Consider the following 20,491-nt stretch of genomic DNA (forward strand, 5'->3'; position numbering starts at 1 on the left):
TGTGGGTCGTCGGGATGTTCAGGGGGTGGCCTTCGTGGGGCCGGCGTCTTGCGAAGCATCGGCCACCGGCGTGCCGGTGCGCCAGCCGCCGCCGAGCGCGCGGTACAGCGTGATCCACGCGGCGACGCGCTCGCGCTGCAGGTCGATCAGCGTGCCGTGCGCCTGCACCGCGCTGCGGCGCGCGTCTTCCAGCTCGAACAGGCTGGCGAGGCCGCCCTTGAAGCGCGCCTCGGTGGCGCGGAAGGACTGCTCGAAGCCTTCGTCGGCGATGCGGGCGTTCTCGTTGCGCGCCGCGGTGCTGTCAAGCTGCACCAGCGCCTGCTCGACTTCCTGCACCGCCGTGCGCAGCTTCGCGCGGTACAGCGACGCCGCCTCGTCGTAGCGGGCGCGCGCCGCATCGACGTTGGCGCGGCGCAGGCCGGCATCGAAGATCGGCAGCGTCACCGCGATCGGCCCGACCGACCAGACCGTGCCGCTCTGCGTGGTGTCGCCCATGTCGACGCGGGCGCGCGAGATCGAACCGGCCAGCGTGATGCGCGGCAGCCGCTTGGCCCGCGCCTGCGACACGTCGGCACTGGCCGCGCTCAGCTCGCGGGCCGCGTTGAACACGTCGGGCCGCTGGTTCAGCACCTCGGCCGGCACGCTGGCGATGGCCAGTTCGGCCGGCTGCGGGATGCGGGCGCTGCCGGCGGCGAGCTGCGCACGCAACGCGGTTTCGTCGATCGCGGTCAGCGCGACCAGGCTCTTGACGGCGATGTCGCACTGCGCGCGCTGCGCGGTCAGCAGGCTGGCACCTTGCGCGGCGCTGGCGCGCGACAGCGCGGCGGTGGCCGGCGGCTCGAAACCGGCCTTCGCGCTGAGGCCGGTGAGGCGGGCCGTCTCGGCGCGCGAGGTGGCATCGGTCTCGGTCTGCACCAGCTGCGCCTCGCAGGCGCGCAGGGCCAGGTACGCGCTCGCCGTCTCGGCGGCCACCGACACGCGGGCGTCGTGCCACGAGGCCTCGGCCCCTTCGAGGCGGTACTGCGCCGCATCGCGGCCCGCCCGGCCGGCGCCGAACACGTCGATCTCCCAGGCGGTCTGCAGACCGGCCGAACTGGTGGTGGCGAGCGGCGTGACGAAATCGGTGCGGCCGCGCGTCGCGCTGGCGGTGGCGTCGAGCGTCGGCAGCAGGGCCGCGCCAGCGCCGGTGCGCGTGGCCTGCGACTGCAGCAGGCGCGAGCGCGCCGATGCGAGCGTCGGGCTGACGGCCTGCGCGGCATCGACCAGCTGCGCCAGCACCGGGTCGTCGAACTGCTGCCACCAGCGCGCCAGGTCGGCGACGCTGCCGTTGTGCGGCAACGGTGCATGCCACTGCGCCGGCACCTGGGCCGGCTCGACGGCAGGCGGTGGCGACGCGCTGGCGCAGGCGGTCAGGCCCGCGAGGGCGGCCACGGCGGCGAGCACGGTGCGGATCGGTGTCGTCATTTCCTGTCCTCTTTCTTCAGGGCGCGGCGACGGGCTTCGGCATCGACCATCGCCAGCGCATACATGACCAGGCGCTCGGACCACAGGTCGAGCGCGCGGGGCTGGCTGTTCAGGCGCGGCGCCAGCGCGTCGGTGACGTCCTGCGCGATCTGCAGGTGCACGCCCAGCGCCGCGATGCACATCGCCAGCCGGTGCAGCTCGTCGTCGACACGCCGCAGCCCGAGGTGGCGCGCCAGCAGCGCGACCAGCGCCTCGTGGCGCGGCTTGATGCCGTTGACGATCTCGTCCTGCCACACGCCGGTGGGCTCCAGCATCTCGCGCACGTGCAGGCGCATGCACTGCTGCGTCATGTCGCCGTGCTTCAGCGGCTCGATGAAGCCGGCGTACAGGCCGTGCAGCGCCTCGGGCAGCGTCATCGCCGGGTCGGCGTAGCGGGCGATGTCGTCGGCCGGCGTGCTCAGCGGGCCGGCGAACACCGCACGGTACAGCCCGGCCTTGTCGCCGAAGTAGTAGCTGATGGCGGCGATGTTGACCTGCGCCGCCTCGGCGATCTCGCGCGTGGAGGTCTTGTTGTAGCCGTGCTCCGCGAACAGCCGCAACCCCGCCAGCAGCAGGCGCATGCGCGACTGCTCGCCGTCGCTGCGCGGCGCGCGCGCGGTGTCCCGGGTGGTTTCGCGGGGGTGGGCCGACATGGCCCGGCACTCTATCCTAAATAAATCAAACGATTGATTTAATTTCTAGGGAGACCGTCGCCTGGCCAGCCACCCGCCGACGCCCCACAGCACGGCCATCACCGGCCACACCGCGAACATCGACAGCCGCGGCCAGCCCAGCCCTTCGAGGAAGCCGTAGCCGAAGCTCAGCAACGCGGTGCCGAAGAACGCGAAGCCGAGCGCCTCGAGCTGCACGCGCAGCGCGGGCTCGTCGAGCCGGCGCAACTGCCGCAGCACGGCCCAGCCGGCGGCCAGGCACGGCAGCGCCGGCAGCAACGCGACCAGCACGGCGGCCGTGCCGTCGAAGTAACCGGTCTTCAGCAGGAAGATCGAGGCGCACAGCACCAGCGCGTAGACCAGCATCGCGGCAGCGAGCTCGACCAGGTGGCGGCGTGGGAGGAGCGGAAGGGATTTCATCAGCGCATGGCCACAGGATTGCCGTGCCCGGCACTGTAAGGCCATGCCCACGGCACGGCCACTCCCTTCCCGCCCCTCCCTGCGGCTCTCCTCTTCCTCCCCGGTGATCGTGGCGCGGCCCAGCCTGGTTCATTGCAGCGGCAGGCTCGCTTGGCGCGGTTCGGCGGCGGCCGGCGGGAAGGCATCGGGCCGCAGGCGGCGCGGCACGCCGGCGCTGCGGCGCATCAGCACCGCATGCGGCACGTAGCCGCGCGAATCGATGTCCCAGCCGTCGGTGGCCTGCTCGTCGCTGACGCATTCGATGCGCACCGTGCCGAGCTGGCGGGCGCTGGCGCGCTGCACCAGCGCCTCGCACTGCGCGGCGGTGAGCTGGCGCGCGAAGATCGTCCAGCGTTGCTGCACCAGCGGCTGGCGCCAGGCGTCTTCGATGGCCCAGCGCAGCGCCTGCGGCGTGCTGTTGCGGCCGGCTTCGAGCACGCGCGGCAGCAGCGCATGGAAGAAGGTCTGGAACGCGCGCCGCAGCAGCTTGCCCGGCAGCATGTCTTCGAGGCGCGTCATGCGGTGGCTCCAGCCCGGCACGGTGAGCTGCTGGCTGATGAAGGCCTGCAGCGCCTGCACCGGGTTGAACAGGCGCAGCCGGTTCGGCGGCAGCACCAGCAGCGGCAACGCGCTCGCCTCTTCATGCGTCAGCGGCTCGACGAAGCTGCACAGCACCGCGACCCGCGACCACTGCTCGGCCGTCAACCCGTTCAGCCCGCCGAGCGGGCCGCCTTCGATCAGCTTGACGAACTGCAGCGCATCGCGATAGCCGTGCGCCGCCTTCGCGTGGTTGGCCTTGGTGCTCATCACCGCCAGGTTGCCGGCGGCATAGCCGGCGTCGCTGCGCACGCGGTCGATCGACGCGAGCGTCGAATCGGTGCCCTCGGCGGTGTCGGACGACAGCGCCAGCCGCGTGACCGGGCAGTGGCTCACGTCGATCTGCTGCAGGTAGTGCGGCGTCACCTGCACCAGCTCGACGCTGCGGCCGCGCAGCCAGGCATGCAGGCGCAGCTGCAGCCACTTGCGCACATGCGGCGTCGCCGGCAGCGTGCGCGGGCCGAAGGCGGCCTGGCCGGACAGCCAGCCATGGCGCAGCGGTGACGGCTCGTTGGCATACGGTGCCGGCGGCGTGACGGCGTAGTGGGCATAGTCCCAGCCCAGCTCGAAGCCGATGTGTTCGTGCGCGGTCAGGCTGTTCGGCAGGACCTGGGTCGGCTGCGCGGGGGTCGGCTGATCGGGGGTCGGCATAGGAATCGGCAAGGTGGGGGTCATCGTTCGGCTCCGTGGTGGTCCGCCGCATGAAGCAGCGATGGAGCGAAGTATTTCGGCCGGGTAGCTCACCAGATGAGCCACTGGTGCACGTGGCACCGAAAAGACATCCAGGTATGCTTGCGCGGCTGGCTCATCTGGTGAGCTACCCGCCTGATAGCAACCTGGACCGACATGGACCGGACCGAACGCTTCTACAAGATCGAACTGCTGCTGCGCAGCCGCGGCTGCGTCAGCTTCGACGCGCTGCGCGACGAGCTGGACATCTCCCCGGCCACGCTGAAGCGCGACCTGCAGTACCTGCGCGACCGCCTCAGCGCGCCCATCGTCTACGACCGTTTCGAGAACGGCTATCGCTTCGAGCACGGCGACGACCATGCGCTGCCCGGCGCCCGCCACGAGCTGCCGGGCGTCTGGTTCAGCGAGAAGGAGATCCACGCGCTGCTGACGATGCACCAGCTGATGGCCGGGCTGGACGACGACGGCGTGCTGTCGCGCCACCTGCAGCCGATGGTCGACAAGCTGCAGGGCATGCTCGGCGCCGACGAGAGCGAGGCGCGCGAGCTGATGCGGCGCGTGAAGATGATCGCCACCGCGCGCCGCCGCACGCCGAGCCGCCATTTCGAGCTGCTGGGCAGCGCGCTGGTGCAGCGCAAGCGCATCTGGCTGCGCTACTTCAAGCGCACCGACCGCAGCACCAGCGAGCGCGAGGTCTCGCCGCAGCGGCTGGTGAACTACCGCAACACCTGGTACCTCGACGCGTGGTGCCATGCGAGCGACGGCCTGCGCCGCTTCGCGCTCGACGCGGTGCAGGAGGCGCGGCCGCTCGACAGCCGCGCCCGCCACGTCGCGGTGAAGGACCTCGAGGCCGCGCTCGACGCCGGCTACGGCATCTACAGCGGCGCCGGCAGCGCGCTGAAGTGGGCGACGCTGGTGTTCCAGGCCGATGCGGCGCAATGGGTGGCCAACGAGGAATGGCATCCGCAGCAGAAGGCGCGCTGGCTGGACGACGGCCGCTACGAGCTGCAGGTGCCGTACAGCGACCCGACCGAGCTGACGATGGACATCCTGCGCCACGGCGACAGCGTCGTCGTGACCGGCGACAAGGCGCTCGCGGCGGTGATCGCGTCGCGGCTGGCGAAGGCGGCGGCCCGCTACAGCAGGGAAAGCTGAAACGTGTTCCGCCCGGCGGTCTTCGCCGCATAGAGCGCCCCGTCCGCGCGCGCCAGCAGCGCGGCCGGATCGAGGTTGCCGTGCCGGTGGAACGCGACGCCGATGCTCGTCGTCACCAGCAGCGTGTGGCCGTCGACCTCGAACGGCCGGTTCATCTGCGCGACGATCTTCTGCGCCACCGCGGTCGGCTCCACATCGGTGCCCAGGCCTTCGAGCACGATGACGAACTCGTCGCCGGCCAGCCGCGCGACGGTGTCGGTCGCCCGCACGCTGCCGCGCAGCCGCTCGGCGAACTCCTTCAGCACGCGGTCGCCGGTGCCGTGGCCGAACCGGTCGTTGATGTCCTTGAAGCGGTCCACGTCGAGGAACATCAGCGCCAGCAGGTCGCCGCTGCGCTCGGCACGCGCCAGCGCCTCGTGCAGCCGCTCGTTCAGCGCGTGGCGGTTCGGCAGGCCGGTCAGCGCGTCGACGCGGGCCAGCGCCGCCAGCTGCCGCTCCACCGCCTTCTGCGCCGACACGTCGCTGCTGAGCGCATACAGCCCGCGCACGCGCCCGTCGCGGGCCCGGTCGGGGATGTAGACGTTGTGCAGGCAGCGCATCTCGCCGTTCACCGGCGTCTCGACGTCGAACTCGACGCGCTCGCCGGCCAGTGCCTGCTCCACCGCCGCGCGCCGCGCCTCGTACAGCGCCGGGCCGAGCACCTCGGCCATCGGCCGGCCGACCTGGGCCGCCGGGTCGAGGTGCAGCCAGGCCTGGAAGGTCGCGTTGCAGAACTGAAAGCGTTGCGCGGTGTCGATGTAGGCGACCAGCGCCGGCAGGTTGTCGGTCACCTCGCGCAGCCGCCGGTCGGCGATGTGGCGCTGCACCTCGCTGCGCCGCAGCCGCTGCACCAGCACGCTCAGCCCGCCGAACGCGAGCAGCAGCACGAGCGTCACCGCCGCCAGGGTGCCGAGTTCCGCGCGGCGGCGCGCTTCATGCCCGGCCATCACCTCGGACACCGCCAGCCCGGTGACCACGACGAACGGCCGGTCGGCCAGCCGCTTGTACGCCAGCAGGCGAGGCACGCCGTCGAGCCGGCTCGCTCCGCTGTACGTTCCCTCGGGGGACTGTTGCAGCGCGGCCAGCAGCGTGCTGCTGCCGGCCGCGTCGCCGTACCACAGCCGGTCGCCGGAGCGACGCGCACGCACCGTCCGGTCGAGCCCGAGAAAGGTGATGAGGCCGAGCCGGCCGTGCTGCTGCTCGTCGTAGAAGCGCGTGAAGTACGACGGATCGGCCGACACCACGACGACGCCGGCAAAGTCGCCCTGCCGGGTCTGCAGGCGCCGGCTCAGCTGGATCGTCCAGGGCGAGCCGGTCCCGCCGCCCTGCGGCTTGCCGATGTGCAGCCCGGGTTCGCGGCCCTCGGCATGCACCTGGAAATCCTCGCGCCCGGCCAGGCTCGCCCCGACGCCGTCGCCGGTCGACGCGATCACCTCGCCGCGCGCGTCCGTCAGGTACAGCGCGAGCAGGCCGGGCTGGCGGGCCAGCCCCTGGCTCAGCAGGCCGGGCAGGTCGACATCGCGCCCGCGCTGCTCGACGTTGTAGGCCACGAAGGCGCTGACCTGATCGACATGGGTCAGCGCACGCTCGGTGTAGGCCTCGAAGGCCCGGTTCAGGCTGCGCGCCCTGGCATACGAATCGGCAACCACCCGGTCGCGCTCGGCCTCCAGGCTGTGCAGCACGTAGGCCCACATGAAAACGATCACCAGCAATCCCAACGCCGGCAGGACCCAGCCGATCCAGGCCAGGCTGCGGCGTCGAAAACGGGCCTGCGCCGTGAGCATGTTGTTCAACGACCTCGTGTGGGGCTGTCTCGTTCTCCCCGGGCGAGCCGATCGAGCGGCCGTGCCCACGATAAGCCCAAACGGCCTTGGCGCAACAGCGGGCTTTTCCTTCAATCACGGGGGTGCGGGCGGGCCCCGCTACCATCGATCGACACCAGCGACATGAAAGGAACGCAATGAAGGCAGTCTGGAAGGGCGTGACCATCGCCGAGAGCGACGACACGGTGGTCGTCGAGGGTAACCACTACTTCCCCGAGAGCAGCCTGAAGCGCGAATACGTCAGCTTCAGCAACCACCGCACCAGCTGCCCGTGGAAGGGGCAGGCGCACTACTACAGCCTGCTGGTGAACGGCGAGGCGAACCCGGATGCGGTCTGGTATTACCCGCAACCGAGCGAGGCCGCCGCGCAGATCAAGGGCCGGGTCGCGTTCTGGAAAGGCGTGCAGGTCGAGCGTTGAATCCATAAGCCAGGCTGATGGGCTGAGGGCAAGAACCGATGCCCGGCCGGGCACGAAGCTGGCTAGCATCCCGGCACCGCAACCGCAGTCCGAGGATGACCCCATGTCGCTGAAATCCGTTCGTGCACTTTCGCTGCTGGCCCTGTCGATGTCATGTGGCCTGCCGCTGCTCGCACAGGCCGAGACCACGCTCGAGAAGGTCAAGCAGAGCGGCGTGATCGGCGTCGCGTACCGCGAATCGTCGATCCCGTTCTCGTACCTCGACGACAAGGCGCAGCCGGTCGGCTTCGGCGCCGACATCTGCAACAAGGTGGTCGAGGCGGTGAAGAAATCCACCGGCCGCGCCGACCTGAAGGTGCAGCTGCAGGCCGTCACCTCGGCCAACCGCATCCCGCTGCTGCAGAACGGCACGATCGACATCGAGTGCGGTTCCACCACCAACAACAGCGAGCGCGGCAAGCAGGTCGCCTTCGCGACCAACTACTTCTACACCGGCACCCGCTTCCTCGTGAAGGCCGGCACGCCGGTGAAGTCGCTCGCCGACCTGGCCGGCAAGCCCGTCGTGTCGACCACCGGCACCACCAACTACAAGATCCTGCGCAATCTCAACGAGGAGAAGAAGCTCGGCATCGAGCTGCTCGGCGCGAAGGACCATGCCGAGTCGGCGCTGATGGTGCAGACCGGCCGCGCGGTCGCGTTCGGCATGGACGACATCCTGCTGTACGGCCTGAAGGCGAGCGCCGCCAACCCGGCCGAGCTGGCGGTGGTGGGCGAGGCGATCCAGGTCGAGCCGTACGCCATCATGGTGCGGCGCGAGGATCCGGCCTTCAAGAAGCTGGTCGACGACACGATCGCCGCGCTGATCCAGAGCGGCGAGTTCGAGGCGCTCTACAAGAAGTGGTTCCAGTCGCCGATTCCGCCGAAGGGCATCAACCTGCAGGCGCCGATGAGCCAGGAGCTGCGCGACAACCTGAAGGCGCTGAGCGACAAGCCGGCCACCTGAACACGGCCATGAACGACGCAGCGCGCACGCCGCGCAGCGCGGGGCTGGTCGGCGTGCTGGGCGGCATGGGGCCGCTCGCGACGCTCGACTTCCTGCACAAGGTGCTGGCCGCGACGCCGGCCCGCCGCGACCAGGACCATGTGCCGATGATGGTCAGCAGCATTCCGCAGGTGCCCGACCGCACAGCAGCCTTTCGCGGCGACGGCGAATCGCCGCTGCCTGCGCTGCTGGCCTGCGGCGAGCGGCTGGCGGCGGCCGGCGTCGGGCTGCTGGTGCTGCCCTGCAACACCGCGCACCTGTGGTTCGACGACTTGCAGGCGGCGCTCGGCCTGCCGATGCTGCACCTCGCCGATGCGGCGCTGGCCGAGGCCGCCCGCCGCGCGCCCGGCGCCCGCCTCGGGCTGCTCGCCACCGACGCGACGCTCGCCTCGGGCCTGTACCTGAACCGGCCCCAGCCGCGTGCGGTGCAGTGGGTGCTGCCGACCGCGGTCGAGATGGTCGAGCTGGTGATGCCGGGCATCGCCGCGGTGAAGGCCGGCGAGCTGGCGCGCGGCCGCGACGCATTGATGCAGGCCGCGCAGGCGCTGCGGCGGCGCGGCGCCGACGCGCTGGTGCTCGGCTGCACCGAGCTGCCGCTGGTGCTCGACGAAGCGGGCCTCGGCCTGCCGGTGATCGATGCGACCGATGCGCTGGCGCGCGCCGTCGTCGCGTGGTCGCTCACGCAGCGAGAAGCTGAAGCCACCGGCGCGCTGGCGGCATGAAGCACGTCTGCGTGATCGGCGCCGGCGTGGTCGGCAGTGCGACCGCGATGGCGCTCGCGCGCGAGGGCTTCCAGGTGACCTTGGTCGACGCCGCCGACCGCCCCGGCCAGGGCGCCAGCCGCGCCAACGGCGCGCAGCTCAGCTACAGCTATGTGGAGCCGCTCGCCACACCCGCCGCGCTGCGGCAGTTGCCCGGCTGGCTGCTGTCGCGCGACAGCCCGCTGTCGTGGCAGCCGCGCTGGCAGCTGTCGCACTGGTGCTGGCTGGCCGCCTTCATCCGCGCCTGCACGCAGGCGCGCGTGCAGCAGACCACCGAGGCGCTGCTGCGGCTGTCGTTCCTGAGCCGCGACGTGCTGGCGCGCTGGCAACGCGAAGCGCCGGCTGAGCAGCCGCTCGGCGTGCAGGTGCGCCACGCCGGCAAGCTGGTGATCCACCGCGATGCCGGCAAGCGCGACGCGGCGCAGCGACAGGTCGCCTGGCAGGCCCGGTTCGGCTGCCGGCAGCGCGTGCTGGACGCCGAGGCGTGCCGGCGGCAGGAGCCCGCGCTCGCGCACGACCGCGCGCCGATCGCCTTCGGCATCTGGACGCCCGACGAGGCCGTCACCGATGCGCAGCAGCTGAGCCAGGCGCTGGCCACGGCCAGCGGTGCGCGCTGGCGCATGGACACGCGCGTCGCGGGCTTCGTGCAGCGCGATGGCCGCGTGCACGCGCTGCGCTGCGTCGATGCCGGCCGACCCGATCGCGAGCGCGAGATCGAGGCCGATGCCTTCGTCGTCTCGGCCGGCCCCGGCGCCGCCGCGCTGCTGCGGCCGCTCGGCGTGCAGCTGCCGATCGAGCCGATCAAGGGCTACAGCGTCAGCCTGCAGGTCGCGAACGCCGCGCGGGCACCGCAGGTCAGCGTGACCGATGCGGCGCGCAAGCTGGTCTACGCGCGGCTGGGCGAGCGGGTGCGCATCGCGGGCTTCGCCGAGCTGCGCGGTGCCGATCTGCGCATCGATCCGCGCCGCATCCAGGCGATGCTGCAGGCTGCCACCGACACCTTCCCCGGCGCCTTCCAGACCGGCGACCCCGAGCCCTGGGCCGGCCTGCGCCCGTCGACGCCGAGTTCGCGCCCGCTGATCGGCCCGACGCGCATCGGCGGGCTGTGGCTGAACACCGGCCATGGCGCGCTCGGCCTGACGCTCGCGTGCGGCAGCGCTTGGCTGCTGTCGCAGCTGATGCAGGACCGCACACCGTCGATCGACGCGACGCCGTTCAGGCTGCCGGGCTGACGACGCGGCGGAACGCGTCGATCAGGTCGTCGACCGGCTGCGGCGAACGCTCGCCCTGCGGCAGCAGCGCGCTGATGACGACCGGCACCTCGGGCACCAGCGTGCGCACCTGCAGCGTGTCGTCGGCCGCCGCGGCGGTGAACGAATCGATCAGCGCCGGCCCGAAGCCCTGCGCCGCGAGCGTCATCGCGATGTGGTGCGTCTGCACGGTGATGCCCCCTTCGGGGGCGAGGCCTTCGCGGGCGCATTGCTCGGCGAGCATCGCGCCGATCGGGTCGCGCTCGTCGATGCGGATGAAGCTGCTGCGCAGCACCTCGGCCAGCTCGACGGTGCTGCGCCGGTCGCCGCTGCGCGCCGCAGACACGCACACCATGCGCCCCTGCGCGACCGGCACCTGCTGTACCGCGGGATGCTGGCCGGGGCCGAACACGATGCCGACATCGCCCTCCTGCAGCGCGATGGCCTGTGCGATCTCCGGCGAGTGCAGCGTGCGGATCGCCACCGGCAGCGACGGATGGCGTTGGCGGAACAGCGCCAGCGCCTGCGGCAGCGCATGCACCGCGAGCGACGGCACCACCAGGATGCGCAGCGCCGCCTGCTGGCCGCCGCGCAGCGCGCCGGCCAGGCGCCGCACCGATTCGAGCTGCGAGACCAGCCGCTGCACCTCGGGGTACAGCGCCTGCGCCTCGCGCGTCGGCACCAGCCGGTTGCGCTGGCGCGTGAAGAGCGCGTAGCCGAGTTGCAACTCGGCATGCTGCAGCGTCTGCGTGACGGCCGGCTGCGTGACGTGCAGCAGGCGCGCGGCCCCGCTCACGGTGCCGGTCAGCATGATGGCGTTGAAGACTTCGACGTGCTTGATGCGCATGGCGCGGGGAGTATCGCCTTCTCGATGCCTCTCAGCCGCGCCGCACCGAACGCACCAGCATCAGGTCGCCGATCTTGCGCATCGGCACCGTGAAGGTCTCGCGCCGCTCGGCGCCGGTGTTCTCGTCGAACACCAGCGTCACGCGGGCGGTGATCACCGGCTGCTGGCGCGTCGACTCGTCGAAGTGGTAGCCGCCCGGCCCGAAGTTGCCCCAGTAGTTGACGTACACGTGGTACACGCCCGGCATCGGCGCGGTCATCGAGAACATCTCCGGCCCGGCACCGTCGACGCTGTCGACATCGAGCCCGCCGCCGTTGGTGAGCACCGGCGCCGCGAAGAACGCGTGCTGGCCGTCCGGCGTGATCACGTGCAGGTCGAGCTCGGCCTGCGGGTCGTCCCAGGCCAGGATGATGCGGATCTTCGCGAGGCTCTTCAGCCGGTTCGCCTCGTAGAACTGCACGCGCTTGCGACTGTGGCCCTCGGCGTCGCGGATCTCGATGCCGTTCGAGCCGGGGCCGAAGGCATACGGCCGCGCGAAGCGGCCGTCATCGCCGGTGTACAGCGGCATCGCATTGCCGTTGACCACCATCGTCGGCGTGCCGCGCGCGTTACCGACCTGCTTCAGCCGGCCCTCGATCAGCGTGCGCCCGCGCTGGCCGCCGCGCTCGATCAGGTTGTTCGGGTAGGCGTAGCTGACGCGGCCGGGGTCGTCGGAGATGCCGCTGTAGGTCCAGCCGCCGGGCGGGTGCGTCATCGTCACCTCCGGGTCGGCATGGGCCGGGCCCATCGCGGTGCCGAGTGCCGCGGCGGCCAGCCCCGCAAGCAGCCTGCGTTTCATGGCACCAGGAACGAATGCACCAGCGTCAGCTCGCCCGGCTTGCGCATCGGCACGCGAAACACCTGCTGCTTCTCGCGCGGCGTGCCTTCGTCCTCGACGATCGCAACCTGCGCGGTGGTGATCACGTCGCGCCGCTCGCCGGCGCCGTAGTAGTTGACGAACACGTGGTACGCGCCGCGCACCGGGCTGGGCGTCGCGAAGATCTCGGGGCCGAAGCCGGTCGTCACGTCGACATCGAGCGCGCCGCCGTTGCCGGCCACGCGCGCGCCGTAGAACACATGCTCGCCGTCGGGCGAGACGACGTGCAGGTCGAGATCGGTGTTGTCGCTGTCCCAGCTCAGCACGACGCGCAGGCGCGTCGGCACGCGGCCGGCCTGCGCCTCGTAGAACTGCGTGCGCTTGACCGGCCCGCCGCCGGGTGCGCGCACCTCGACGCCGTGGCTGCCGCTGCCGAACGACCAGGGCCGCGCGAAGCCGCCGTCTTCATCCGTCGACAGCGGCATCGCGACCCCGTCGACCACCAGCCGCGCCGGCTGGCGCGCCCCGTCGGCACGGGCCTTCGCGGCCGCGCCGATGTGCCCGCGGATCAGCGCGGTGGCCGAGCGGCCGTTGACGTTGACGCTGGCCGCCGGGTAGTGGACTTCCTGCACGAAGTCGCGCTGGCGCGGCGGCGCACTGCGCCAGCCGGAGGTCGGCGCGTCGATCACGGCCTGTGCCGCGGCACCGGTGGCCGAAGCGGCCAGCACGAGGGGAATGAGCATCTTCATGAATCGGCCAGTCGTTGAGCCAGTTGTTCGATGTAGGCCTCGTCCTGGCCGCGCGGATGGTCGCGGAAGGCGAGGTGCAGGTATTCGTGGATCAGCGTCACGCGCCCTTCGCGGCTCAGCCACTCGCGCACGCGGATCTCCAGCCGCCGCTGGTCGGAGTGCGGCGTGCCCATCGCGAGCTGGCACACGCGCAGCTCGGGGCCGAGCGGCTGGTAGCCGGCCTCGCGGCGCAGCAGCTCGCGCCAGCGCTGCTGGCGCTGCAGCAGCCAGTCGTGCGCCTGCGGCACCGCCTCGCAATCGGCGGCGACCTGTGCGCCGGCCAGCGTCATGCCGGGCCAGGCCTTGCGGAGGATGGTTTCGAAGCCGTCGCCGCGGCGGCTCGCCGTCACCGCGGCCTGCCACGACAGCACGCCGGGCGAGGCCTGGTCGCGGTGGTAGCGCACCACGGCACCGGCCACCACCAGGCCGTCGGTGAAGGCCGCCGCCGCGCGCGCCGCCTCGCTCGGCGGGTTCGGGCTGACGCGCTGCGTGCGGCTGTCGTCGGCGATCTGCCGGCAGGCCTCGGCCTGCGGCGCGTTCTGCAGCACGTAGGTGCGCGCGGCGATGGCCAGCGCCCGGGCGGCTTCGAGCTCGGTCGCGCGGCCTTCCCGGTCGACGACGCGGGCGACGTAGTCCTCCAGCGGCAGCCGGGCATCGATCACCGGGCCGTCGCGTTCCAGGCGAAGTTGCAGCGCCGGCACCGCATCGACCGGCAGCTGCGTGCCGTTGCGGAATGCGATGCGGTGGCGGCCATTCAGCGGGCCGGCGGGTGCCTCGCTGCCATCGGCCCGCAGCACCGCGCGGATCGGGTAGCGCTGGAAGAAGCGCACGTCGATGCACGGTTGCGCCGCCAGCGCGGCGGCGTCGGCGCGCGGCGCGGCGAGCCCGTGGGCCGACCACTGCCGCGCGATCCACGCCGCCTGTGACTGCAATGCGGTGCGGCTGGTGCCGGCGGCGCCGAACCAGAACGGCGTGCCGTCGGCCAGCCAGCCGACGGCACCACCGGCACGCTCGCCATCGATGCGCCACGACCAGGTCTTGTAGCGCGGGCCACCGCCGAGCGCTGCCAGCACCGCGGTATCGCGCGTGGCCGACGGCAGCAGCGCCTGCCGCGCCGCCAGGCGCGACGCCGCCGGCACATGGCGCAGCGCCTGCAGCAGCTCGGGCAGCGCGACCTCGGTGCCGGGCTGCATCGCGTCCAGCCGCTGCAGCCAGGCCGGCGCCTGCTGCTCGCGCCAGAAGCGCGCCCAGTCGTCGGGCGACAGCGCCAGCCGCTTCGGTTCGAAATACGGACCGCAGGAACGCGCGAGCGCCTCGTCGCGCCCGACGGAGGCGCCAGGGTCGCAGCAGTAGTCATCGTCGGGCGGCCGCTGCGCCGCCGTGCAGCGGTAGGCCGGCTCCTGCTCGCCGCGCGCCACCAGGTAGCCGTGCACGAACAGCTTCCAGGTGCTGCCGAGCGGCATGCGCGGCAGCGAAGCGAGCGGCTGCGCACCCTCCCCGCTGCGCTGCAACGCACTCGTCTGGTCGCCTTGCAGCCACGCCAGCCGGGTGGCAGGCGCCGCCTGCACGCTGCAGGCAGYGAACAGGGCAATGGCGATCGGGAAGCGGATGAACATGCCGACCTCAGCGCACCTCGACGGTGGACCAGGCGCCGCTCTCGTCGACGCCCTTGGCCTCCGGCTGGTACATGCGGTGCACACGCGACGGCGGCAGCTTGAACTGGCCGCGCTGCGCGAAGCGCACCAGGTGGCGCAGCGTCACCGAGCCGCCGGCCTCGAGCTTCTCGACCGGCACGGCATAGCCCTGCGGCGTTGGCTCGTGCCGCGCACGTTCCAGCGGCTGGCCGCTCAGGTCCAGGCCCCAGGTGCTGGCCTCCACCGCGGCGCCGGGCGGCAGCGCCACCTCGAGCAGCGCCCAGCGCATCGCCTTCGGCGCACCGAGCGTGACCTGGTCCAGGTACAGCGCGTTGGTGTCCAGCGGCGTGCCGGGCTCGACCCGTTCCAGCGTGACGTTCATGCGGGCGTTGTCGGGCGAGGCTTGCTGCCCGGCCGGCTGCGACGCCGCCGCCGGCTTCGCTTCCGTCACCACGCGCCACAGCGTGCGCTTGATGCTGACCGGCAGCGCCGGGGCCTGCGCCTCGCGGCTCTCGTAGCTGACGTAGGCCCAGGCCGCCTTGGCACCGGCCGGCAGCGCGAGCGTCGCCGGCAGGGCGGCCCCGGCCGGCAGCGTCCACGTGACGTCGCCGCTGCTGCTGATGCTGCGCTGCCACGGTGCGGCCAGTGTCACGCCATCGGCGGCTGCCTCCGGCTTGCGGCCGAGCGCGCGCTGCAGCCACAGCAAGGTCTGCGCGCGATCGAAGGTCGGCATGTCGGCGCCCACCTGGCCCAGCAGCTCGCCGGCCTTCTCGGTGCCGCTGCGGCGCGTCGCCATCAGCAGCGACTGCACGAACGGCGACGGCGAGTCGCCGAGTCGCGCGGCGGCCGCATCGCCCGCCGCGCGCTCGTCGACCGTGACCGAGCCTTTCGCCCGCAGCGCGGTGTCGAGCGCCAGCACCAGCGCGATGTCGCGCGAACCGGCGGCGGGCCCCTCCGTCATCACCCAGCTGCCATCCCGCATCGAGGCCGGCACGGGCGCGGCCGCCTGAGCGCCCAGTTCCTCGATCAGGCTCGCATTCATCGCGCCCACCGACAACCCCATCTCCTGCATCCACGACAGCACCAGTGCCCGCTGGATCCGCGGCAGCGCGCTGCCCTCCTTCGCATACACGTCCAGCAGCCGCTGCCAGTGCTCGTCGGGCAGGCTGGTGCGCAGCGCCTGCGTCGCACGCCAGTCGGCGTAGTAGGCATACGCGGTCAGGAAGGCGTCGTCGCTCATGCCGCGACCCCACCAGCCGAAGCGCGCCTGCGGGCCGGCCATCTGCGCGAGCGACAGCCGCGCCGTCGACAGCCGCTGCGTCAACTGCGGCGCGAGCGGCTGCTGCGCTGGCGACAGCGACTGCAGCGCGATCGACAGCGGCAGCATGCGGCTGGCCGTCTGCTCGACGCAGCCGTACGGGAAGTCGATCAGGTCCTCCATCCAGCGGTTGAAGGCACCGGCCGCCGCATCCTGCGCGAAGGCCACCCGCACGCGGGTCGCGTCCGGCGGCAGCTTCAGCGCGGCGCTGCCGCTGCTGATGTCGAGCGCCTGCTCGCGCGCGGCGCGCCAGGCCACCGGCAGCCGCTGCAGCGTGGTGTCGAGCTGGTCGACGACGCGGCCGTCCTGGCGCAGCAGCAGGCTGACGCCGGCCGCACCGATGCGATCCGCCGCGATCGGCAGCGCGATGAAGTTGATGCCCGGCTGCACGCTCAGCGTGTCCTTGCGCTCGACGCCCGGCCCGCGCGCCTCCCATTCGATGCGCGCCGGCTTGCCGGTCTGGTTGAACAGCGCGATCGAGGCCTGCGCGCGGTCGCCCTCGCGCTGCCAGTCGGGGCTGGTCCACTTGGCGTAGAACGGCTTGTCCGAGCGCACCCAGCCGACCTGCTGGCCGACCGCGCCGCCGGCCTGCATCGCCCGCGCGGTGATGCGCCAGCGCGTCAGCGAATCGGGCATGCGGAACGTGAACCGTGCATGGCCGTCCGCATCGGTCGCGAGCCGCGGCTCCCAGGCCGCCGTGTCGACGTTGTCGCGCCGCGGACGCTCCAGCACCTTGACCGCGCGCTGGTTCACCTGGCGTGACGACGGCAGCACGCCGAGCTTGCTGGTCGCGAGGTCGTAGCCGATGAAGGACAGGCTGGCGCTGGTGCGCACGTTGTTGCGCCGCGGGTGGTAGAAGAAATCCTCGATGGCCGGTGCGATCTCCGGTTGCAGCACGTAGATCATCTCGTCGACCACGCCCACCGCCACCTCGGCCGCCACCGGCTGGCCGTTCAGGCGCGTGTCGATGTCGACGGTGACGGTGTCGCCCGGCGCGTAGACCGGCTTGTCGGTGCGCACGCCGACCGCGACGCGCGGCTGCTCGACCATCAGCCCCTGGTTCTGGAACACGTAGTCGCCGTTCTTCACGTAGGCGACCGAGACGGTCATGTTGGGGCTCATGGCCTCGCGCACCGGCAGCGTCAGCTTCCATTGCGTGGGCCCCAGCCGCTCGCTCCTGACCCAGTCGGCCGGCTGGCCGAGCACGGCCGTCGCCTCGACGCGGTCGCGCTCCAGCGTCAGCAGCGCGTTGTCGACCGGCTCCGGAAAGCCGAGCAGCAGCTCGGCGGTGTCGCCGGCGCGGTAGGCGGCGCGGTTGAACACCATCGTGACGCTGCCGGCCGGTGCCTTCAGGCCGTCGCCGCTGACCCAGTGGGAGGTGGCCGCGACGATGCGGCCCTTGTCGTCGCGCAGCGTCACGGTGTAGGCGCCGGGCTGCGGGAAGCGCAGGCTCAGCGCATCGCCGGCCGCGGCCGGCATCGCGCCCGATTCCTTCGCGCGGTTCTCGAGCCGCAGCCACTCCCAGCGCGCCGGGCGCGCACCGTCGGCCGCGGCCTGCGCGCCGGCGCTGACCTTGAAGGCCACCGCCTCGCCGGGCGTCGAGAACTGGCGTTCCGGCGTCAGCTTGTACGAGCCGCTGCCGCGCTCGATCAGGATCTCCTTCGAGGCGCGCACGCGCCAGGCCGCGCCGTCGGTCGCGAGCGCCGTCAGCAGGTAGCGGCTCGGCTCGGTGGCCGGCGGCAGCGAGAAGCTCGCGACGCCGCTGCCGTCGGTCTGCAGCTCGTCCTGCGTCAGCTTGAGCGGGAACTGGCCGCTGTAGTCCAGCTCGCCCTCGACCATCGTCAGCTTCTGCGCGCGCGCCGTCAGGCTGACGCGGGCATGGGCCACCGGCTTGCCGTCCGGGTAGTTCAGCTGCAGCTTGCCGCCGATGCGGTCGCCGGTCGCGAAGTCGGGCTTGTCGGCCAGCAGCGTGATCTCGAAATGCGGCTTCTGGTAGTCGGCAACGCGGAAGGCCGCGGTGTAGACGTCCTCGCCCATAGCGAGGCGCAGCTCGTAGCCGCCGGCGGCCGCGTTGTCGGGCAGCGCGAAGCGGGTGTCGGCCCCCTGCGTGCCGCTGAAGCGCAGCGACTGCGTCGCGATCATCTGGCCGGCCGGGTCGAGCGCCTGCAGCGCGAGCGGCCCGTCCTTCAGGCTCACCGATTCGCGGGCACTCCGGAACTCGCGGCCGCTCACCTTCACCTGCACCCAGTCACCGGGGCGGTACAGCGGGCGGTCGGTGACGGCGTAGACCTTGGCCGCGTAGATCTCGCTGTCGTAGTAGAAGTTTTCGGAGATGAAGACGCCGCCAGCCGGGTCTTCGCCGAACACGTAGGTCTGCTCGGGCGCCTTGCGGTCCAGCCGCACCAGGCCCTGCGCATCGGCCGCGCCGCTCTTCAGCACGCCGATGCCGTCGGTCCACACCACGCGCGTCTTCGGCACCGCGGCACCGTTGCCGCGCTGTGCGGCCCACACCAGCATCTGCTCGCCCGACACCTTGGTCAGCGCGACGGTGTCGCTGACGAACAGCAGCGTCGTCGCGCGGTGCCGGCCGGCGATCGCCTCGACCAGGTACAGGCCGGGCGCGCGCTTGCCGATCGGCACCCAGACGTTGCCCTGCGACGGGTTGATGAACTCGCTGCTGCTGCCGGCCAGCTTCAGGTCCTTCGGCGGCTCGATCGGCCTGGCGGCCTGCACCGGGTAGCGGAAGCGCTCGATCACCGTGAGGCCGGCGATCGGCTTGAACTGCGGCGGCTCCTCGAAGGTGGACGGCTTCGTCAGTTCCTTCGGCGTCTTCAGCTGCGGCGCCTGCGCGGTGACGGCCTGGCGCGCGTCGCTGGAGAACAGCTTCTGCCACGCGAGGCGCGACTTGACGGACCAGTTGTCCCACAGGTGCGTCAGCGTGTTCGACAGGCCCGGCTCGGCCGGCCGCGCATCGACCTGCACGCGGTGCAGGTGCTTCTGGCGTTGCAGGAAGTCGAGCGGCTGCGGGATGCGGTAGACCAGCACGTCGACGCCGCCGGCCTGCTCCAGCATCTGCGGCGAGTTCACCTCGAGCCGCACCTTCGCGAGCTCGGTGCTGCCGAAGGTCGCGTCCGACAGCAGGAAGAAGGGCTCGCCGGAGAACGGTGCCCAGGCATTCGGCAACGGCATCGGTGACGACGGTGCCGCTGGCGCCACGGGCGGCAGCGCGAGCAGCGCCACCAGAGCGAGTGCGGGCCAGGAGATCTTGTGCAGGTGCTTCATGCGAGGAACGCCAGTCGATGGACGCCCGAGAAGTTGGGGTTGTCGTCGGAAGGCCGCCAGCGCGTGTCCTTCCATCCGAGGAGCTGGTCCGCGCGCACTGCGCGCAGGCCGTTGTCGTTGGCTTCGATGCGGCCGGTGTGGTACGCGATGTAGCGGCCCATCCAGACCATCAGGTGCTGCTCGTCGCCGAAGTCGTAGAACAGCAGGTCGCCGGCCACCGCCTGCGTCAGCTGGCGCGCGACCGGGCGGGTGTTCTCCTGCACCAGCTCGAGCGCGCCGACGAAGGCATCGCGCGTGCCGTCGGCGCGGCGCCACGCATGGCGCAGGCCCTGGCTGCTGCCGGCCTCGAGGTCGGGCGGCAGGCGCGTGCCGAGCAGGCCGTTGGCGCGCTTCCACGCCAGGTCGTGCTCGCGCAGCGATTCGGCGACCGCGAAGCGCACCAGGCCGGCGCAGTCGCGGTGCGTCCAGCGCGGCGTCGGGCCGCGTTCGATCTGCGCATGGATCAGCAGCGTCATCCAGTCGCGGAAACGCTGCGACTGCTCGCGGTCGAGCCGCGTCGGCGCGGCGTGGCCGGCGCTCGCGGCCAGGGCGCCGGCGAGCAGCAGCGCGCGCCGGGTCAGCATCGGGCGATCCATCGGGTGGCCCATCAGCGGGCTTTCGACGCCAGCGACTGCCACTCGACCGCGACCCAGCCRTTCGCATCGGGCGGGCCATCGGCCACCGCCCGCGACAGCGGCAGCTTCGCGAGCGCATCGAGCCGCGGCACCAGCTGGCGCTCGGCCGCCTGGCGGAACAGCTCCTGCTCGGGCGGCAGCACCTCGAAGGCCTCGCGCCGGGCCAGTTCGGCCACCTGGCGCGGCGCGATCACGGCCAGCGTCGCACGGGCGGCCGGCAGGCTGTCGGCGACGCTCGGGAAGCGCCGGGCCTGGGCATCGAGCGCCTGGTCGACCAGCGCATCGTCGGGCGAGAACGTGATCCAGCGGCCCTGGCGCGCGAGCGTCGGACGGTAGGTGGTGGCCGCGTCATCGCCATGCGGGCCCCAGGGCGCCTTGACCTCGCGCTGCCAGCGGTTGCTGCCGGCCCGTGCGGCCGGTGTCAGCTTGGTGGACTTCGCGGGCAGCAGCCAGTCGGTCAGCGCGTCGAGCGAGGCCGACGGATCGGCGGCGCCTTCCTTCATCTGCGCGACGACCAGCGGCGTCTGGAACTGCGACCGCGGGTACCAGCAGATCGCGGCCGGCCCCTCCAGTTGGTCGGCCAGCGCCGTCCAGCCGGGCGAACCAGCCACCGCCTTGGCACGCGCCCAGTCGGCCGGCAGCAGCGTGCAGGCGGCCGGGTTGGCCGGCACGGCCGACCACAG

Annotated in this window: 17 protein-coding genes; 5 read left to right on the forward strand and 12 right to left on the reverse strand. The window is 72.2% G+C overall.

Translation table 11 applies throughout. The features are described from left to right. Nucleotides 1–18: 18 nt before the first annotated feature. The 4 genes from AC1D1T_RS06805 to AC1D1T_RS06820 all read right to left on the reverse strand — a co-directional run bounded on the left by AC1D1T_RS06805 (nucleotide 19) and on the right by AC1D1T_RS06820 (nucleotide 3,905). Entirely contained in the window at nucleotides 19–1,464 is a 1,446-nt protein-coding gene (locus tag AC1D1T_RS06805; protein ID WP_477824541.1) for an efflux transporter outer membrane subunit, read from the reverse strand. Next, a complete protein-coding gene (locus AC1D1T_RS06810; RefSeq protein ID WP_477824542.1) occupies nucleotides 1,461–2,156 on the reverse strand; it encodes a CerR family C-terminal domain-containing protein in 696 nt (231 codons plus the stop codon). Before AC1D1T_RS06810 ends, AC1D1T_RS06805 begins: the two co-directional genes overlap by 4 nt. A 45-nt stretch (nucleotides 2,157–2,201) precedes the next feature. Next, nucleotides 2,202–2,594 (reverse strand): hypothetical protein, encoded by a 393-nt coding sequence (locus tag AC1D1T_RS06815; RefSeq protein WP_477824543.1) that lies wholly within the window; start codon nucleotides 2,592–2,594, stop codon nucleotides 2,202–2,204. A gap of 129 nt (nucleotides 2,595–2,723) precedes the next feature. Then, nucleotides 2,724–3,905, reverse strand: coding sequence for a hypothetical protein (locus AC1D1T_RS06820; RefSeq protein ID WP_477824544.1), 1,182 nt, complete (start codon nucleotides 3,903–3,905; stop codon nucleotides 2,724–2,726). A 171-nt stretch (nucleotides 3,906–4,076) separates the two neighbouring features. Between AC1D1T_RS06820 and AC1D1T_RS06825 the strand changes: the two genes are divergently transcribed. Further along, the gene (locus tag AC1D1T_RS06825; protein WP_047503588.1) at nucleotides 4,077–5,075 is read left to right on the forward strand and encodes a helix-turn-helix transcriptional regulator; all 999 of its coding nucleotides are present in this window, start codon (nucleotides 4,077–4,079) and stop codon (nucleotides 5,073–5,075) included. Here AC1D1T_RS06825 and AC1D1T_RS06830 read toward each other — a convergent pair. After that, complete coding sequence (locus tag AC1D1T_RS06830) at nucleotides 5,057–6,898, reverse strand: sensor domain-containing diguanylate cyclase (RefSeq protein ID WP_477824555.1); 1,842 nt, start codon at nucleotides 6,896–6,898, stop codon at nucleotides 5,057–5,059. The genes AC1D1T_RS06825 and AC1D1T_RS06830 overlap by 19 nt on opposite strands. 176 nt (nucleotides 6,899–7,074) lie before the next feature. Here AC1D1T_RS06830 and AC1D1T_RS06835 point away from each other — a divergent pair, with 176 nt between their 5' ends. From AC1D1T_RS06835 to AC1D1T_RS06850, 4 genes are all read left to right on the forward strand, one after another. Continuing rightward, nucleotides 7,075–7,356, forward strand: coding sequence for a DUF427 domain-containing protein (locus AC1D1T_RS06835; RefSeq protein ID WP_047503591.1), 282 nt, complete (start codon nucleotides 7,075–7,077; stop codon nucleotides 7,354–7,356). Nucleotides 7,357–7,459: 103 nt separating this feature from the next. Further along, a complete protein-coding gene (locus tag AC1D1T_RS06840; protein WP_465110038.1) occupies nucleotides 7,460–8,359 on the forward strand; it encodes a transporter substrate-binding domain-containing protein in 900 nt (299 codons plus the stop codon). 8 nt (nucleotides 8,360–8,367) lie between these two features. After that, the gene (gene cuyB, locus AC1D1T_RS06845; RefSeq protein ID WP_477824546.1) at nucleotides 8,368–9,120 is read left to right on the forward strand and encodes a cysteate racemase; all 753 of its coding nucleotides are present in this window, start codon (nucleotides 8,368–8,370) and stop codon (nucleotides 9,118–9,120) included. Next, nucleotides 9,117–10,391, forward strand: coding sequence for a D-amino acid dehydrogenase (locus tag AC1D1T_RS06850; RefSeq protein WP_477838887.1), 1,275 nt, complete (start codon nucleotides 9,117–9,119; stop codon nucleotides 10,389–10,391). The genes cuyB and AC1D1T_RS06850 overlap by 4 nt, the downstream gene beginning before the upstream one ends. Here AC1D1T_RS06850 and AC1D1T_RS06855 read toward each other — a convergent pair. The 7 genes from AC1D1T_RS06855 to AC1D1T_RS06885 all read right to left on the reverse strand — a co-directional run. Then, entirely contained in the window at nucleotides 10,375–11,256 is an 882-nt protein-coding gene (locus tag AC1D1T_RS06855; RefSeq protein WP_477824548.1) for a LysR family transcriptional regulator, read from the reverse strand. The two genes, AC1D1T_RS06850 and AC1D1T_RS06855, sit on opposite strands and share 17 nt — an antisense overlap. Before the next feature lie 31 nt (nucleotides 11,257–11,287). Next, the gene (locus tag AC1D1T_RS06860; protein WP_477824549.1) at nucleotides 11,288–12,094 is read right to left on the reverse strand and encodes a YfaP family protein; all 807 of its coding nucleotides are present in this window, start codon (nucleotides 12,092–12,094) and stop codon (nucleotides 11,288–11,290) included. Next, on the reverse strand, nucleotides 12,091–12,861 hold the full coding sequence (locus AC1D1T_RS06865; protein WP_477838885.1) for a YfaP family protein: 771 nt from the start codon (nucleotides 12,859–12,861) through the stop codon (nucleotides 12,091–12,093). The genes AC1D1T_RS06860 and AC1D1T_RS06865 overlap by 4 nt, the downstream gene beginning before the upstream one ends. Then, a complete protein-coding gene (locus tag AC1D1T_RS06870) occupies nucleotides 12,858–14,516 on the reverse strand; it encodes a DUF2300 domain-containing protein (RefSeq protein ID WP_477991673.1) in 1,659 nt (552 codons plus the stop codon). The genes AC1D1T_RS06865 and AC1D1T_RS06870 overlap by 4 nt, the downstream gene beginning before the upstream one ends. A gap of 7 nt (nucleotides 14,517–14,523) precedes the next feature. Next, nucleotides 14,524–19,134, reverse strand: coding sequence for an MG2 domain-containing protein (locus AC1D1T_RS06875; RefSeq protein WP_477824552.1), 4,611 nt, complete (start codon nucleotides 19,132–19,134; stop codon nucleotides 14,524–14,526). Continuing rightward, nucleotides 19,131–19,757, reverse strand: a complete 627-nt coding sequence (locus AC1D1T_RS06880; protein WP_082004287.1) for a DUF1175 family protein — start codon at nucleotides 19,755–19,757, stop codon at nucleotides 19,131–19,133. Before AC1D1T_RS06880 ends, AC1D1T_RS06875 begins: the two co-directional genes overlap by 4 nt. A 23-nt stretch (nucleotides 19,758–19,780) precedes the next feature. Then, the coding region (locus AC1D1T_RS06885; RefSeq protein ID WP_477991674.1) for a DUF2138 family protein at nucleotides 19,781–20,491 on the reverse strand (711 nt) is incomplete at its 5' end.

It is taken from the genome of Rhizobacter sp. P2_H3 (assembly GCF_056403355.1).